At 47.4% G+C, this 14,600-nt stretch carries 13 protein-coding genes; 5 read left to right on the forward strand and 8 right to left on the reverse strand.

Translation table 11 applies throughout. The annotated features are described in order from the left end of the window. The first annotated feature begins 361 nt into the window (after nucleotides 1–361). The gene (locus tag QUB39_RS02165) at nucleotides 362–835 is read left to right on the forward strand and encodes a TspO/MBR family protein (protein WP_333207746.1); all 474 of its coding nucleotides are present in this window, start codon (nucleotides 362–364) and stop codon (nucleotides 833–835) included. 415 nt (nucleotides 836–1,250) lie between these two features. Here the strand turns inward: QUB39_RS02165 and QUB39_RS02170 are convergent, their stop codons facing one another. Both QUB39_RS02170 and hslO read right to left on the reverse strand, forming a co-directional pair. Continuing rightward, nucleotides 1,251–3,329, reverse strand: coding sequence for a hypothetical protein (locus tag QUB39_RS02170; protein WP_333207747.1), 2,079 nt, complete (start codon nucleotides 3,327–3,329; stop codon nucleotides 1,251–1,253). Between the two features lie 246 nt (nucleotides 3,330–3,575). Next, on the reverse strand, nucleotides 3,576–4,475 hold the full coding sequence (gene hslO, locus QUB39_RS02175) for an Hsp33 family molecular chaperone HslO (protein WP_333052024.1): 900 nt from the start codon (nucleotides 4,473–4,475) through the stop codon (nucleotides 3,576–3,578). A gap of 705 nt (nucleotides 4,476–5,180) precedes the next feature. On the opposite strand from hslO, the gene QUB39_RS02180 reads away from it, so the two are divergent. Continuing rightward, entirely contained in the window at nucleotides 5,181–5,834 is a 654-nt protein-coding gene (locus tag QUB39_RS02180; protein WP_333460179.1) for a Crp/Fnr family transcriptional regulator, read from the forward strand. A 463-nt stretch (nucleotides 5,835–6,297) separates the two neighbouring features. Here the strand turns inward: QUB39_RS02180 and QUB39_RS02185 are convergent, their stop codons facing one another. Then, entirely contained in the window at nucleotides 6,298–7,518 is a 1,221-nt protein-coding gene (locus tag QUB39_RS02185) for an FtsW/RodA/SpoVE family cell cycle protein (RefSeq protein WP_333484989.1), read from the reverse strand. A 36-nt stretch (nucleotides 7,519–7,554) separates the two neighbouring features. On the opposite strand from QUB39_RS02185, the gene QUB39_RS02190 reads away from it, so the two are divergent. After that, entirely contained in the window at nucleotides 7,555–7,977 is a 423-nt protein-coding gene (locus QUB39_RS02190) for an EamA family transporter (protein ID WP_333052031.1), read from the forward strand. Nucleotides 7,978–8,213: 236 nt separating this feature from the next. On the opposite strand, the gene QUB39_RS02195 is transcribed toward QUB39_RS02190, so the two are convergent. The 3 genes from QUB39_RS02195 to apcA all read right to left on the reverse strand — a co-directional run bounded on the left by QUB39_RS02195 (nucleotide 8,214) and on the right by apcA (nucleotide 9,905). Then, nucleotides 8,214–8,417, reverse strand: coding sequence for a phycobilisome linker polypeptide (locus tag QUB39_RS02195; RefSeq protein ID WP_006634929.1), 204 nt, complete (start codon nucleotides 8,415–8,417; stop codon nucleotides 8,214–8,216). Between the two features lie 340 nt (nucleotides 8,418–8,757). After that, nucleotides 8,758–9,243, reverse strand: a complete 486-nt coding sequence (gene apcB, locus QUB39_RS02200) for an allophycocyanin subunit beta (protein WP_006634930.1) — start codon at nucleotides 9,241–9,243, stop codon at nucleotides 8,758–8,760. Nucleotides 9,244–9,419: 176 nt separating this feature from the next. Then, nucleotides 9,420–9,905: an allophycocyanin subunit alpha gene (apcA, locus tag QUB39_RS02205; protein ID WP_333036136.1), complete on the reverse strand. Its 486-nt coding sequence runs from the start codon at nucleotides 9,903–9,905 to the stop codon at nucleotides 9,420–9,422. Between the two features lie 1,057 nt (nucleotides 9,906–10,962). On the opposite strand from apcA, the gene QUB39_RS02210 reads away from it, so the two are divergent. Continuing rightward, nucleotides 10,963–12,165 (forward strand): FHA domain-containing protein, encoded by a 1,203-nt coding sequence (locus QUB39_RS02210; RefSeq protein WP_333484990.1) that lies wholly within the window; start codon nucleotides 10,963–10,965, stop codon nucleotides 12,163–12,165. Here the strand turns inward: QUB39_RS02210 and QUB39_RS02215 are convergent, their stop codons facing one another. Together QUB39_RS02215 and QUB39_RS02220 are read right to left on the reverse strand one after the other, a co-directional pair. Beyond that, nucleotides 12,166–12,402 (reverse strand): hypothetical protein, encoded by a 237-nt coding sequence (locus QUB39_RS02215; protein WP_333207750.1) that lies wholly within the window; start codon nucleotides 12,400–12,402, stop codon nucleotides 12,166–12,168. A gap of 22 nt (nucleotides 12,403–12,424) precedes the next feature. Next, on the reverse strand, nucleotides 12,425–13,009 hold the full coding sequence (locus QUB39_RS02220; protein WP_333052036.1) for an endonuclease dU: 585 nt from the start codon (nucleotides 13,007–13,009) through the stop codon (nucleotides 12,425–12,427). Nucleotides 13,010–13,107: 98 nt separating this feature from the next. On the opposite strand from QUB39_RS02220, the gene glpK reads away from it, so the two are divergent. Beyond that, entirely contained in the window at nucleotides 13,108–14,595 is a 1,488-nt protein-coding gene (gene glpK / locus QUB39_RS02225) for a glycerol kinase GlpK (RefSeq protein ID WP_333484991.1), read from the forward strand. Nucleotides 14,596–14,600 lie beyond the last annotated feature (5 nt).

The raw sequence follows: 14,600 nt of genomic DNA on the forward strand, positions 1-14,600 counted from the left end.
AGATTTTAGATTTTAGATTTTAGATTTTAGATTTTAGATTTTAGAATTGAGGCATTGACCCCACGGATAAATTCGGCGGCTCCTTTATCGGATACAGGTTTTTTGTTTCTGGGTCCTGAGTCTGCTTTCGGAATGAATCCGGGGGGTTTTATCCTGGATGCTTTCGGTCACATTTTTTATATTATTAAGGGGAATTGAAGAGAATAAATAGAGGTTTTCCTGAAGCCTAAATAACTTTTGAACTGATGTTGGTTTCGCGAATCAGCCCAACCTAATATAACTGAGGACAGATGGCGCGATCGCCAAAATTAGAGATAATATTTCCAGAATTGAACCTGTCAAACTTGCCCAAGGTAAAAAAATGATTAAATCCTGGATGGTAATTGGAGGCGTCGCCTTTGTAGTAGCACTAGCAGCTAACTTCATCCCGCCCAGCGACATCCAATGGTTCAACCGCTTGCAGCGTCCGAGATGGCTAGTATTTGAAAAAGCAATTCCCCTAATTTGGACAGTAATTTTTATTTGTGCAGCTTGGTCAGCAGTGATAGTGTGGGAAAAACAACCAGGAACTCAGGAGACTTGGCTGAGAATGGGTTTGTACCTGCTTTTAGAAATAGTAACTATGTCTTACACCTCGGTTATGTGCAAAGTTAGGAGCCTAAAAGTCGGCACAATAATCGGCGGAACGGGCGCTATTTTAAGCGTAATCCTAGCTTTAACAGTGTTGCCAGTTTCCGAGCCAGCCGCCCTGTTATTGCTGCCTTACATACTTTGGAGTCCGATCGGCACTTACACCACTTGGGCAATGATGCACCTAAATCCGGCGGATGTTTAATTGATCTAAAATTACAGGTAATTGGTAATTGATCATTGGGAAAAAGGTAATTGCTAAGATGTACCTCACCCAATAGAAAACTGCTATAGCAAGCCTCGTATCAATTGTGAAGTCTTTCTCTTGTCTCTCTTCTCTTCCTTTTCTTCCTACCCTACCCTTCGGGAACCCCTGCGGGGAACGGGAACGGCTTCGCCGAACGCGCCCTTTGCGTCTTCGCGGTTCGTTAAATAGAGATTCTCTGAGTTTTATCGCGTGGTGGGGGTGGCTTTATTTAATTTGTTGACAATGTGAGTATGATTCGTAAACCCACCCCTAGAAGTTGATTGAGAATGATGGTTGATTTGAGTTAAAACTCAAATCAAGCACTAATTCTCAGACTTTAAACCCCCGCCCAATGTCGGGCAAACCAGTTAACCTAGCGATTGCCAGAGCTGGTGGGAGGCTCAATTTCCGGCGGTTCGGGAGGGGGATATTCAGCATCGGGAGATTCAGGCTCAGGAGGGTTCAGCGACTCCTCCCAAACTTGGATTTGCGATCGAGCTTGCTCAAAAGCCCGAGTACCCGAAGGAATTTTCTTCAAAGTCGCGATCGCCCCAGCCAGATCCGACGACGACTCTTCGACACCAAGCGCCAAAATCCGCTGACTCCACTCATCAATCGCCTCACTCGCCTGCCACCGGAGCGAACTCGACTCCGGCACCTGACTTGCTAGCGCAATAGCCGTTTGCAAAGCGTCAGCAGTCCCGGATCGGGCCGTCTGACGGGCGTTCTGCAAATTTTGCTCGCCCTGAAATTGAGCCTCCCAAGTCCGAATGTTCGATCGAGCTTCCTGATAAAGCACCCGTCCCGATCGAATCCGGCGCGCCATCTCAATTGCCCCCGCCAAATTGCCGGCCGCCGCTAGCTGCTGAGCTCTATCCAAAAACGGCTGGTCAACAAGCCGCTGTCTCCTCTCGATCCAAGCTTGAATTTTGGCTTGAGCTTCCACGTAAAGCGCCCTACCTCTACCGATCCGAGAAGCTTGAGCAACGGCGGCTTCCAGAGCATTCGGATCGCCCATACTCGCCAAATCATTCGCTCTTTGCAAATACGGACTGTCTTCGAGCAGCTCGATTTGACGGCTCAAGGTGCTAATTTGACGGCGAGCTTCCGAAGCGCGGGGATTTGATTCCGGGACTGTTTGCAATTGCGCGATCGCAGCCCTCAAATCATTTACCCCACCAGGCGCCGCCAGCCTGCTTGCCAAATCCAAAACTTTGACATCAGCCATTTCTTGTTGCCAGCGGCCGACTAAATCTTGAGCTTGTTTGTACAAAGGGCGGCCCGAATTTAACTTTTGAGCAATCTCGATCGCCTTGGAGAAACCCTCAACAGAGCCAGTCAAAGCCTGAGAAGTAGCATTCGCCAACTCATTAAAATCCTGTACTTGTTCCCTTAAATTTGCCGACTCTGGAATCTTGTTAGCGATCGCCATCGCCTCCTGCCAATCCCCTGCTTGCAATCGTTTTTGGGCGATCTCCAGAATTTTCTTGCTAAATTCCGCGATCGCCTTATTGGCAGCTTGATACAAATAACTGTTTTGATCAATTCCCTGAGCCAGCTTAATCCCCGTCACCAGATTGTCGAGACCTCCCTCGGAGGCTGTATTTCGGGCTTTTAGCAACTTATTGCCCTCCGCCTTAGTCGTCTGAATTAGCTTAGTCAATTCCTCGTACTTAGCCGATTCCCAGAAAGTATTTCCCAAATCCAAAAGCAGAGTAGCTTGGCTGAAAGCCAGCGGCCACTCTTCCTGACGCAAGTGGTCTTCCGCCGTGCGGTAAATTTTCTCTGCATCGCTCCATATCGACTGCCACTTTTCAATCTGCTTTTCCATCTTCGGGTAAGCGGGAACGTTTTTAGGAACCTTACGAGCGAGGGCAATCGCCTCATCCAGCTTTCCTTCTTGGAAACTAGCATTTCCCAGCCTAATAATATCCTCCGACCACCGATCGATTTGAGTGTTAATTCTCGGCCGCAGCGGATGGTTTTGTGGCAAAGCATTCACTAATTCGATCGCCCTGAGCAAATCATCCGCCGTCCGCTTGCTTGCTGCTTCTTGAGCACAAAAAAAGCGATCGTTAGCAGAAGCCGTCGGCCAAAAAATCTTTGAGCAATTTGACTGCGAGGTGAGGTTGAGCAAAGACGCAATTGCCACAAACCCCATACCCACCGATAGCATCAAACTCAGCGCCAGCCAAAACTGCCACTTATTCGACCAGTTCCGCCAAAACGGATTTTGTTCCTCCGGCGGCTGCGAGTTTTCCCCAGACAAATTCGGCGGTAGTTCCAGATGCCCTCCCGGCAGTTTTCCCGAAGTAACCAACTCTCGGAGCTCTTTAAGTCGTTGGGCCCGGTTTTTCCTTGCTGGTAAGCGCACCAGCGACGAAGTATCCTTTGTTGACTCCAAGGATTCTGATGCAGACCAACGGCCTGGTATTTTGCGATCTTGACTCATATCCTCACCACAAACAGCAACCAGCCAGCGTTAGTTATTTAAAAACTGCGAGCGCTGCTATCAACTGCTCTATAAAATGTATTCATCACTTTTACATACTCCCGTCGGCCCCAGACTGCAAGAGCCGATCGCCAAACCGCCACAATCAAAATTTTGTGATTAGGTAATTGATAATGCGTAATTGGCAATTGGTCAAGGCCATCATCCCTAACTCGCACTCAATAGAGCCAATTACACATTATCGTCTCAAGAACCGGAGTTTGAGCGCAAATCGCCGATGAGTTCCGCAAGTTGGTCGCTATTAGCTTGGTAAACCTCGTTGCAGAAATGGCACGTAGCCTCAGCCCCCCCATCTTTTTCAATCATGTCTTGGAGTTCCGCTTCGCCCAACATTTTCAAAGCTCCCAAAACTCGATCGAACGAACAGCCACAGTCAAAGCGCACCATCTGAGTTTCCGGGAAAATTTCCAGGCCCATATCTCCCAGTAACTCTTCGAGAATCTGGTGCAGCGTTTTGCCCGATCGCAGCAGTGGCGTAAAGCCCGACAATTCAGCAACTCTAGATTCTAAAGTTTGCACCAATTTTTCGTCCGTTGCCGCCTTCGGCAGAACCTGCAACAGCACACCCCCAGACGCTTCTACCCCGCCCGCCCCCACAAACACCCCCAAAACCAGAGCCGAAGGCGTTTGCTCGGAGGTTGCCAAATAGTGAGTCAGATCGTCGCCAATTTCGCCGGAAACCAATTCCACCGTACTTGAATAAGGGAAGCCGTATCCAACGTCCCGCACCACGTACAAATACCCGTCACCTATTGCCCCGCCGACATCTAGTTTGCCTTTAGCATTGGGCGGCAGTTCCACTTCGGGATTATCCACATAACCTCGAACTGTTCCATCAAGTCCTGCATCAACCAGAAGCCCGCCCAGTGGCCCATCTCCTTTGATGCGAATGTTGACCCTCGATTCGGGCCGCTTCATGCTGGAGGCGAGTAACAGCCCTGCTGACATCGTGCGGCCGAGGGCGGCTGTAGCCACGTAGGAGAGCTTGTGCCGCTGTCTTGCTTCTTCGGTGAGGCGGGTGGAAATGACGGCTACAGCGCGAATTCCGCCCTCTGCGGCTGTAGCGCGAATTAATTGATCGGCCATGAAAAACCTTACTTTGTCTTTTGATACCTTCTCGAACTATTTTAGAAGTTCTTGAAGGTTGTGGCAGCACAGAGCAGCAGTTGACTCGGCCGGCCTGGATGTGCGATCGAGCTTCAGAACTCGCCTCTGTTTTCTTTTTTACCTTGATTAACCGACTATTTCTTAACAAATACTCGAAGGGATTATTCACGATCAATATTTATTTAAAAAGCCCCAAATAACGAGTGCCTTTATTTTTACAAAGCCACCTTATTCTAAGTCATTTTATAACAACTAACAAACAATCTTTGGAGCATTTAAACCACTAACGAGGCCAGTAGGGTGCGTCAGATCGATCGCTTCCCTCGGCAAGGGAAACGCTGCGGACTGACGCACCCTACAATACTATTTTAAATGCTCCACAGCTTAACCACTAATAACTAATAACTATAGTCCAGGACGCACTACGAACAAATAAACCTGGCTTTTTAACCTATCTAGAGGCTTTTAAGCCGATGTACTTAATCTCAACAACCCGGTTTCTGGCTACCGGTGCATAAGTCTTAAACTAATGACTAATGACTAACAACTAATGACTAATGACTAATGACTAATGACTAAAGCTTATCTTGCCGCTAACCTGACGATTACCAAACCTTTACCTTGGTCGGTTAGAGTCAGAGGCGTAGGTCTCAGACCAATGTTTTTTAGCTGGAAATAAAGGATATGCCACCAACATCCAAAGCACTTTTAGCGGAAATCCAGCATAACACAGGAGCGAGTCGAAACTTGCATTTTTATGCCAAGGGGGAAACCATTCCTATGATGTCGCAAGGCCTTTGGCGAGTGTGTCAAGGTCTAGCACAACTGAGTACGCTTTATCCAAGCGGGGAAGAAGGACTTTTGGGTTGGGTTGGGCCTTCGATGTGCTTCGGTTTGTGGTTGACAAGCTTGCAGACTTACCGAGCTACGGCGACATCAGATATTTATTTGATGTGGTATTCAATGGTGGAAATCGAAGCTTCTCCTCAATTGGCTCACGAGTTGCTACCTCAAATGGTACGGCGGCTGCGGCAAATGGAAGCAATTTTAGCGATCGCCGGACAGCGGCGAGTAGATGACCGTTTGTATCAGCTACTGCTATTATTGCAACAGGAATTCGGTCAGCCTGTGGTTGAGGGAACTCGTTTGAATATCCGCTTGACACATCAAGATATTGCTAATGCGATTTGCACGACGCGGGTAACAGTAACTCGAATGCTGGGAAAATTGCAGCAGCAAGGGTTAATTAGTCGAGATGGCGATCGGCATTTAATTCTTAACAAAGATGTTTTTGCGTCCACGTCGGATTTGTTTGGCTGCAACCCTCAATCTGTGTAGAACCGACACCAATTTGCCTTTCCACTTTTTTGCATCTACATAAAGTCTTCCAGTATTAGCTATCAAATCTCAGTGCATCAGAATTGTTTATCTGGCTCCTCCTCTCCCTATCTACAGCCATACGTTTGCAGTTGGAAAAGATATAATTAAGCGGTGCATCTATTTAGGACTAAACTCAATGGCTAACTCAACTCAAGAAACACCGCAACCAGACAAAAAAGAATTAACTGAGATCACAGCTAAACCTCAAGAACAACAAGAAGAACCGCCCAATAAAGGTGACGGGCGGAAATAGTCGATCGTTAGTTTTTATTTACAATTACTCGTTACCAGGATCTGCCTGGTAACGCAGATCCAGAGGAAGAGCCTCCAATTTGCCCCAGTAAGAATCGAGGCTCTTCCTCTGGCTATTTCCAGGCATAGCCTGGGAACCAGTTAATCGAGTGTGTTTACTATTGACAAATTATTCAGTTTGTGGTGTGGGGTTGTTCGATCGCAACTTCGGCTTTCCCGGCTTTCCACGGAGGCCGTTTAAAGAAACCACATCAGCCTCAGAACTCTCCCTCGCCACCCGAATCAGCAACCCCGACAACAACAAACTCGCCAACATCGAAGAACCCCCGTAACTAAAAAACGGCAGTGGCAAACCCGTAGTCGGCAAAACCCCCGTCGCCACCCCAATATTCAGCAGCGACTGTCCCACCATCACCACCATCACCCCAATCGCCACCAACTGAGACTCAATATTTCGAGCCTTCATCGCTACCCTCAAAGCCACAGTCGAGTAAGCCGCCAACATCAGCAACAGCGAGAAACCTCCCACCAAACCAAACTCCTCAGCAAACACAGCAAAAATAAAATCGCTGTACTGAATCGGCAAATAAAATAACTTTTGCTGCGACATCCCCAAACCCACACCCCAAATGCCCCCAGAACCCACAGCCAGGAGACTTTGAATCAACTGATAGCCGTCTTGCATCGGATCAGCCCAAGGATTGAGAAAAGACATAATCCGGCGGCGCTGATATTCCCTCAAACTAATACTTAAAACCGCTAAAAGCATTCCCCCCATAGCCGTTGCGCCCAACTGCAAGTAAGGTAAGCCCGCAGCCAAAGCCACCAACCACAAAGTCATCCCGCACAAAGCCGTGGTACTTAAATTTGGCTGCAACAAAATTCCCAAAAGCATTGCACCGAAAATTAACAGCCAAGTTAAGCGAACTTTATTTGTCAACCGGGGCCAGTTACCGAAAATGCGGGCGCTTTGGAGAACAAAAAACGGCTTGATTAACTCAGAAGGTTGAATAATCGGAACTGGGCCCAGAGATATCCAGCGAGTCGCCCCGTTGATGGTGGTTCCCACTCCCGGAACTAAGGTCAACCAGAGCAATCCCAGCAGCAATAAAACGCCTAACTGAGATGTTTTCATGATGTAGCGCAGTGGGGAGTACACTATCAAGTTAAAGCCGGCCAGCCCGATCGCCACTGCGATTAGCTGTCGTTTAAAATAATAAAGGCCGTCTCCAAGTTCATAATTTGCAATGGGATAGGAAGCCGAAAACAATGCTGTCAGCCCGACAAACAGCCACAGAAAAGTCAGCCACCTCAGCCACCGCGCCTCAGCGGCCCATTCAGAGGCGCTGGGGTCAAAAAAAGGAATCAAGCGTCGAATGTCATTAGCCATAGGATTTTAGAATGCTCTCAATAAACTCTAACAAAGATGGCTAAAGTACCAGATTGGTTAATTTACGCATTAATCTGTTCGCTATTATATGGTTTGTGGGGATTTTTTGGCAATTTAGCGACTAAATATATTGACTATAAAACTGCTTTTGTTTATGAAGCAATTGGCGCTATTTTAACTACTTTATTTATTATTATCAAAACTAATAATTTTAGTTTTGAGGGAGATGTTAGGGGAATTTTGTTTGCCATGTTAGTTGGCGTTGCTGGCACTGTGGCATCATTAGTATTTTTTATAGCCCTTGGCAAAGGTGAAGTTGCCAATGTAGTGAGTGTTACGTCTATCTACCCGCTGATTACTATATTATTATCGTCTTTATTCTTGAAAGAGGCTATTACATTACCACAAATGCTTGCTGTTTTGTTAGCGATAATCGCAGTTATACTGTCTTCTTATTGAAATATTTGTCAATGATGAGATTAACAACGCTGGACATTCTTCCTTCTACTAGAGGAATCCTAAATGATTCAGATAAATTTGTAGGGGTAGTGCTAAGAGTGCCTACCCCCTATCTATCGGGCAACCACGGGGGATTGCCCCTACAATAATTATGCAAATGATGCGAGGATTGCTATATAACAACAAAAAAGAGGTCATCGCGACCTCTTACCCCTCTACTAATCCAGCTTCGGCTCTTAAAGTAAACCTGTATTAGCTCCGGGCTTACCGGTAGCCAGTTGCACTTTAATAATTCTGCCGCCCATTTTCATAATTCTTTGCTGTTCCCGGAACCAGTTGTCGTAAGGAACGAGCTTAGTAAAATAGGTATTTTGCAATTCGCGCTGAGTGCGGATGCGAGTTTGACTTGGGACGCAAGCAGTCACCTTAAACATTCTCATGGGAAACTAACTCCTGAGTAGGTTTACAGATTATTAGATGGATTTTTTAAAGATTGAAGGCAGGGAGTTAGGAGTCAAAACTAGCTCGTTAAAACTCGTCGGGCTTTCTCGACAAGCCTTTGACGGTCTAGCAATCACTCTCAACTTCCCTGACCTCTTTTCAAAGTCAAAGGTAAAAAGTCCAAAGTAAAAAGTAAAAAGTTAAAAGAGGCAAGAAATAAATCTTCTTCCTTCTTCCGACTTCCATCGGACTGAAATCCGTTACATCCGTTACATCCGTTACATCCGTTACAGAATCCGTTGCCGAACTTCCTTCTTCCTTCTTCCTTCTTCCTGAGTCTTAGCTCAAGCCAGAGCAGATGTAGTCGAAATAGACGCCCATTTCTTTACCAGCGTCAGAACCAACCAAACCGGCGGTGACTTCTTTCATTGCTTGGATTGCTTGTACGGTAGAACCGATGGGCACGCCCAAGGAGTTGTAGGTTTCTTTCAAACCGTTGAGCACGCGCTCATCGAGGATGGAAGGGTCGCCAGCTAGCATAGCGTAGGTGGCATAGCGCAGGTAGTAGTCCAAGTCGCGGATGCAAGCTGCATAACGACGAGTGGTGTACATATTGCCGCCGGGACGAGTTACATCAGAGTACAACAGAGACTTAGCAACTGCTTCTTTGACGATTGTGGCTGCATTAGCGCTGATGGCGGTAGCGGCGCGGACGCGCAGTTCGCCAGAAGCAAAGTAGTTCTTGAGCTTGTCTAGAGCGCTGATGTCGAGGTACTTACCTTGAACGTCAGAGGAATTGATAACGGCGGTAATTGCGTCTTGCATGGTTGTCTTGTTTCCTAGAAAGTGGCTGAGTCAGTCCAATTTTGGAGCTAGAATTTGGAATTTGGGATTTGGGATTTAAGATTTTTAAGTGGCTGGTTATTTGCAATAGCTTTTAACTTGTTGCCGGCAACCCCCAATTTTTCAATCTAAAATCGAAAACCTAAAATCAAAATTCCTTACTGCATCGCACCGATAACGTAGTCGAAGTAGGAGGAAGCTTCGGAAGCATCTTCTCCAGACAGCAGCGAGCTTGCTGCATTTTTCATAGCGCGAACGCCTTCGGCGACGGCTTCAATCGGGGTGCCGAGAGATTTGTACATTTCGCGGACGCCGACAATACCGATTTCTTCGATCGGAGTAATGTCGCCAGCTACGATTCCGTAGGTAATCAAACGCAGGTAGTAGTCCATGTCGCGCAAGCAAGTTGCGGTCATTTCTTCGCCGTAAGCGTTGCCGCCGGGAGAAACAATATCAGGGCGCTTTTGGAAAAGTTGGTCGCCTGCTTGCTTGACGATGCGTTCGCGGGATTCGCTCAAAATTTGGGCGATGCGGACGCGGCGTTCACCAGAGGTGACGAAGCTTTTGATCCGATCTAATTCACCTGGGCTCAAGTAGCGAGCTTCGGCGTCTGCGTTGACGATTGATTTGGTGACGATACTCATCTTGTGTGTACCCGCTGGATATTTTGCTATATGAACTGCTCTGCGCTGAGCTAGCGAAGGCGGGCGCTTGTGTCCCGTATCTTTCCTGCTCAGGCAGGAGCTTTGACGGGGAAGGCTGGACTTTCCACACTCAGCAACTGTTGAAGTTGTTGGCGGGTGACTGCCTTCGGTGCTTAACGGCGCTGGTTCTTCACGCCGGTGCGCTTGTGAGTGCTCGCACTAAGCCTGTCGCTTACAATACCATAAATGACTGATGCGATCTTTAATTTATGATCGAGATTGCAGCAGGCCACTTAGTGGCGATCGAGTGACTGTCGGGCAGTTAGTAAGGATATTGCTTCTCTGACACAACTACCTCTCGCAAGTATTTTGAGGCATTATGTTCACATTCTGAGTGTTACTGTAATAGTTTGTAACATTCCTTTTCATATTTGGGCCCTCGCTGGGGTCTGAGGAGTTAAAATTTCATAGTTAAAAAATTGCTAAAATTATCTGGCAGCAAGGGTTACAGGCGATAGAGCATTGAGCGGGAATTGTGACGGGCGAGGGCGCGAGGTTCAAAGGCTTGGCCCTGAGATGGAGGGAAGCGGGAGATGGGGGCAGACAGCGCGGAGACAGGGGCCAGATGTGCGATCGTCTCACATCTTGCACCATTCTCAATCAGTCTTGGACGGGCGGGCTCTCTTGCCCAAGGCGTGTCAACTTAAGGTAAAACCGATAGTCCGTCAGGGGTTGAAACCCCTGCCTCAAAGCGAAAGTCCTCTAAAAGAGGACTAATGAATGATTCAGTCCTCTTTTAGAGGACTTTCGCTATTAGACAGGGAATTCATTCCCTGGCGGGCTGCCGGGTGAGCGGGAGGACTGGCGGACTAAAAGCTTAAGTTGACACCAATGTTTCCTACCCAACCCCTACTACCCACAAGAACACTCACTCTTTGTGTTTGTGGAACAGGCCGGAAAGCCTGTTCTCGATAATAGTGCCAGATATAAGATAATCGGAAATCCTAACTTTCGAGCTTGTAGCTAGATTTGACTCTCACTTTAAATCTGGTGCGCCGTGAAAAGAAATCTATCAGCCCTTAAAAAAGCTTTACAGTTTGGCATTAGCGGTGCTGTCGGCGGTTTCGTCGGCAATCTCATCACCGAACCTTTCATGCAGGGGATCACTGGTTCGGAATCTGTTTTTGACAGTGTATTGTCCACAGCTCGGTGGTTTGGATTGGTAGGCGGTGGTATTGCTACGGCTATCATGTTCGGCTATTATTACTATATCAAAGGCAAGCCTCAAATTAAACAGGCTTTAAAAAATGGCGGATTGTTTGGTTTAATTGCAGGAGCCATTTCTGGGGCGATCGCCGAAGGTATTTACAGCGGAATTGGCGACGGAAACAACGAATTATTGCGAGTAATTTGCTGGGGAATAGCTGGCAGTTTGTTAGGACTGGGACTGGCACAGCGGATTCCTAATTTGGGGGCGCTTCGCGGCCTGGGAGGCGGCGGTGTTGGGGGTGTGTTGGGCGGCTGTTTGTTTATTCTATTTGCTTACAATCTCTCCGGTACGGCGGGCCGTTTAGCTGGCTGTGCTGCGATCGGTTTTTGGATTGGAATTATGCTAGTTGTAGCTGAAACTTTGTTCAACAAAGCTTGGCTAGTAATTAGTTACGATACGGGAGCAAATCGCACTCTCACTCTGGGTGCGGAACCAGTGACTTTTGGCAGTGATGAAAATTTGTCCATTATCTGCATTCCTAATGTTTCGCCCCTAGCAATGCGGTTTCAATTGGAAGCAGGTCAAATTGTTTGCGAGAATCTTGATAGCGGGGCGGTGAGTTATTTGCGATCGGGCGACCAAAAGAGAATCGGCAACTGTACAATTACAGTAGGAAACTCTGACTTGCCAGCCCCAACACCGACAAATATTCCGCCTACCTTTATATCAGATCAGCCCGCAGTAAATTCTTTTACCAGCGGTCAATTTTCTCTGAAATTAGGAAGTCGAGTTATTCCTCTGAGTGCGGGAACTCAACTATTCACCTCTGACATACCGAGTTTAACAGCCGCAGCATCTAACGGGCTTGTAGCTATAGTCACTTCTCGATCGAGAAACGAGCTTTCGTTAGGATTGACCAATTTGTGCGATCGCGCTTGGTGGGTTACAAACATTCAAGGTGATATAAAAATGGTAGAACCTGAAACTACCCTCACTTTGGCGTTGGGAACTCAAATCGAATTCGGTGAATTAGAGGGCGAAATTGTGTAATTAAGCGAGTAGAAACTGAGATATTGCACCATTGTCAATAAACTTTTCATGGCCGGGCAGGATGCCCAGCCCACAATAAAATTTCCTCTTTGTGGAACGGGCATCTTGCCCGTTCTTAACAGGATATCCGGCCCAGCCCACAATAAAATTTCCTCTTTGTGGAACGGGCATCTTGCCCGTTCTTAACAGGATATCCGATCCACCCACAATAAAATTTCCTCTTTGTGGAACAGGCATCTTGCCTGTTCTTAATCATAATTCAAGCAGAACTGCTGCTAACTCCATTAATTACAGCCGCACCAATCAAATGAGCCAAACGCAAAGCTTCAGGAACTTTACCAGTGTCTGTCAAACGCTGAAGCACCCTCGCTATTACTTCCGGTTGTTCGCCACAAACTTGAAAAAAGAAAGGTTCAAAAGCGTGAATTTTCCCGGCGCGGCGCAACAATTCTAAACGGTATTCCGAGTCTGGTAAATGGCGGAGGGCTTTTTCAACAGCAGCTAAATCTGGTTGGCGGCGCATGACAGCAACACAAGGAATTTGCAGCCGCGATGCTAACTCAGGAAGGTCAATAATATTGAAGCCTCCGAAAGCAATTCCGTCAAGCAAAACGAGATGCAATTGCGGCAGAAATTTGCCTCCGAGGAGTAGCCCAGAAATAGCATCCGTGGCATCTAATCCGTCTGGGAGGACTTGTCCCCACACCATTCCTTCAAATCGAGTTACCCCGCAGACTATGCCCGCGATCGACACCAGGCTGCCGCTTCTACGAGAAAACGGAGCGTCGTCAAAGCCAATAACCTTAATTGTGCGATCGAGCCTCAGCAAATCTGCCAGTTTCAACTTGTGGAGTTCCCTAAACTAAAGTTTTTGAGATTAGCTTGTGTTTTACATAGTATCATATACGTTAAATAGCTCATTACTAAAAAGGTTTTAGACAATTGGTAAAAAAATACGTAGCAGCGATCGACCAAGGAACTACCAGCACCCGATTTATCATATTCGATCGCCTGGGACAGATAATTTGCAGCAACCAACAAGAACATCAGCAAATCTATCCGCAACCAGGATGGGTTGAACACAATCCCGATGAAATTTGGCAGCGCACCCAAAGCGTGATTAAAAATGCCTTCGAAATCGGCAATATCGAACCCACAGATATTGCTGCACTCGGTATTACCAACCAGCGCGAGACTACAATTATTTGGGACAGAAAAACTGGCAAATCTTACGGCAATGCCATTGTTTGGCAAGATACCCGCACTCACCAAATTTGCGAAAAGTTAGCTGAAGTTGAGGGCAAAGATCGATTTCAAAAACGATGCGGTTTGCCGCTGGCTACTTATTTCAGCGGGCCGAAAATTAAGTGGATGCTGGACAATATTGCAGGATTGCGGGAAGCAGCAGATCGAGGGGATGCGATTTTTGGGAATGTCGATACTTTTCTGATTTGGCACCTGACTGGCGGCGCGCACATTACCGATGTTACCAACGCCAGCCGCACGATGCTGATGGATTTGCAAACCCTCGATTGGGATGCCGAAACTTTGGAAATAATGGCAATTCCCCGCCAGATGCTGCCAGAAATTCGCCCTTCGAGTCAAGTTTTTGGAATTGCAAAAGGATTGCTTGCAGGTGTTCCGATTGCTGCTGCTTTGGGAGATCAGCAAGCCGCCCTCGTCGGGCAAACTTGTTTCAGTCTGGGGGAGGCGAAAAATACTTACGGTACGGGCTGTTTTATGCTGCTGAATACCGGTGAGACGATCGTCCCTTCAAAGCAAGGATTACTAACAACAGTCGCCTACAAGATGGGGGAATCGCCCGCTGTGTATGCTTTGGAAGGCAGTATTGCGATCGCCGGAGCTCTAGTGCAGTGGCTGCGGGACAATTTGGGCATCATCAACACATCTGCGGAAGTAGAAACATTAGCAAATACAGTCGAAGATAGTGGGGGAGTTTACGTTGTCCCGGCATTTTCTGGACTCTACGCCCCCTATTGGAAAGACAGCGCGCGGGGAGTAATTGCAGGTTTAACTCGCTACGTGACTAAGGCACACATTGCCCGCGCAGCATTGGAAGCTACAGCGTGGCAAACGCGGGAAATATTGGACGCGATGAATCAGGATTCTGCTGTGCAGCTTTTGTCTTTAAAAGTAGACGGAGGTATGGTGGGAAATCACACGCTGATGCAGTTTCAGAGCGATGTTTTGGGAGTGCCTGTGGTGCGGCCTGTGGTAGCAGAAACTACTGCACTCGGTGCCGCTTATGCGGCAGGTTTGGCGGTGGGTTTTTGGAGTCAGCTAGCGGAATTGCGGGACAATTGGGCGGTGGATTGTACTTGGGAACCGAAAATGCCGATCGCACTTCGCGAGCAAAAATATCGCTTTTGGAAAAAAGCAGTTTCCCGCACCTTCGATTGGGAAGAATAAATCGC

Origin of the sequence: Microcoleus sp. AT8-B5 (assembly GCF_036705565.1) — a bacterium.
GTDB lineage: Bacteria > Cyanobacteriota > Cyanobacteriia > Cyanobacteriales > Microcoleaceae > Microcoleus.

Excerpts from the sequence above, each read along its gene's own strand:
- QUB39_RS02170 (WP_333207747.1), bottom strand. The coding sequence starts at position 3,329 with ATGAGTCAAGATCGCAAAATACCAGGCCGTTGGTCTGCATCAGAATCC.
- QUB39_RS02180 (WP_333460179.1), top strand. The coding sequence starts at position 5,181 with ATGCCACCAACATCCAAAGCACTTTTAGCGGAAATCCAGCATAACACA.
- QUB39_RS02185 (WP_333484989.1), bottom strand. The coding sequence starts at position 7,518 with ATGGCTAATGACATTCGACGCTTGATTCCTTTTTTTGACCCCAGCGCC.
- QUB39_RS02165 (WP_333207746.1), top strand. The coding sequence starts at position 362 with ATGATTAAATCCTGGATGGTAATTGGAGGCGTCGCCTTTGTAGTAGCA.
- hslO (WP_333052024.1), bottom strand. The coding sequence starts at position 4,475 with ATGGCCGATCAATTAATTCGCGCTACAGCCGCAGAGGGCGGAATTCGC.
- QUB39_RS02195 (WP_006634929.1), bottom strand. The coding sequence starts at position 8,417 with ATGAGAATGTTTAAGGTGACTGCTTGCGTCCCAAGTCAAACTCGCATC.
- QUB39_RS02190 (WP_333052031.1), top strand. The coding sequence starts at position 7,555 with ATGGCTAAAGTACCAGATTGGTTAATTTACGCATTAATCTGTTCGCTA.
- QUB39_RS02215 (WP_333207750.1), bottom strand. The coding sequence starts at position 12,402 with ATGCCTGTTCCACAAAGAGGAAATTTTATTGTGGGTGGATCGGATATC.
- apcA (WP_333036136.1), bottom strand. The coding sequence starts at position 9,905 with ATGAGTATCGTCACCAAATCAATCGTCAACGCAGACGCCGAAGCTCGC.
- apcB (WP_006634930.1), bottom strand. The coding sequence starts at position 9,243 with ATGCAAGACGCAATTACCGCCGTTATCAATTCCTCTGACGTTCAAGGT.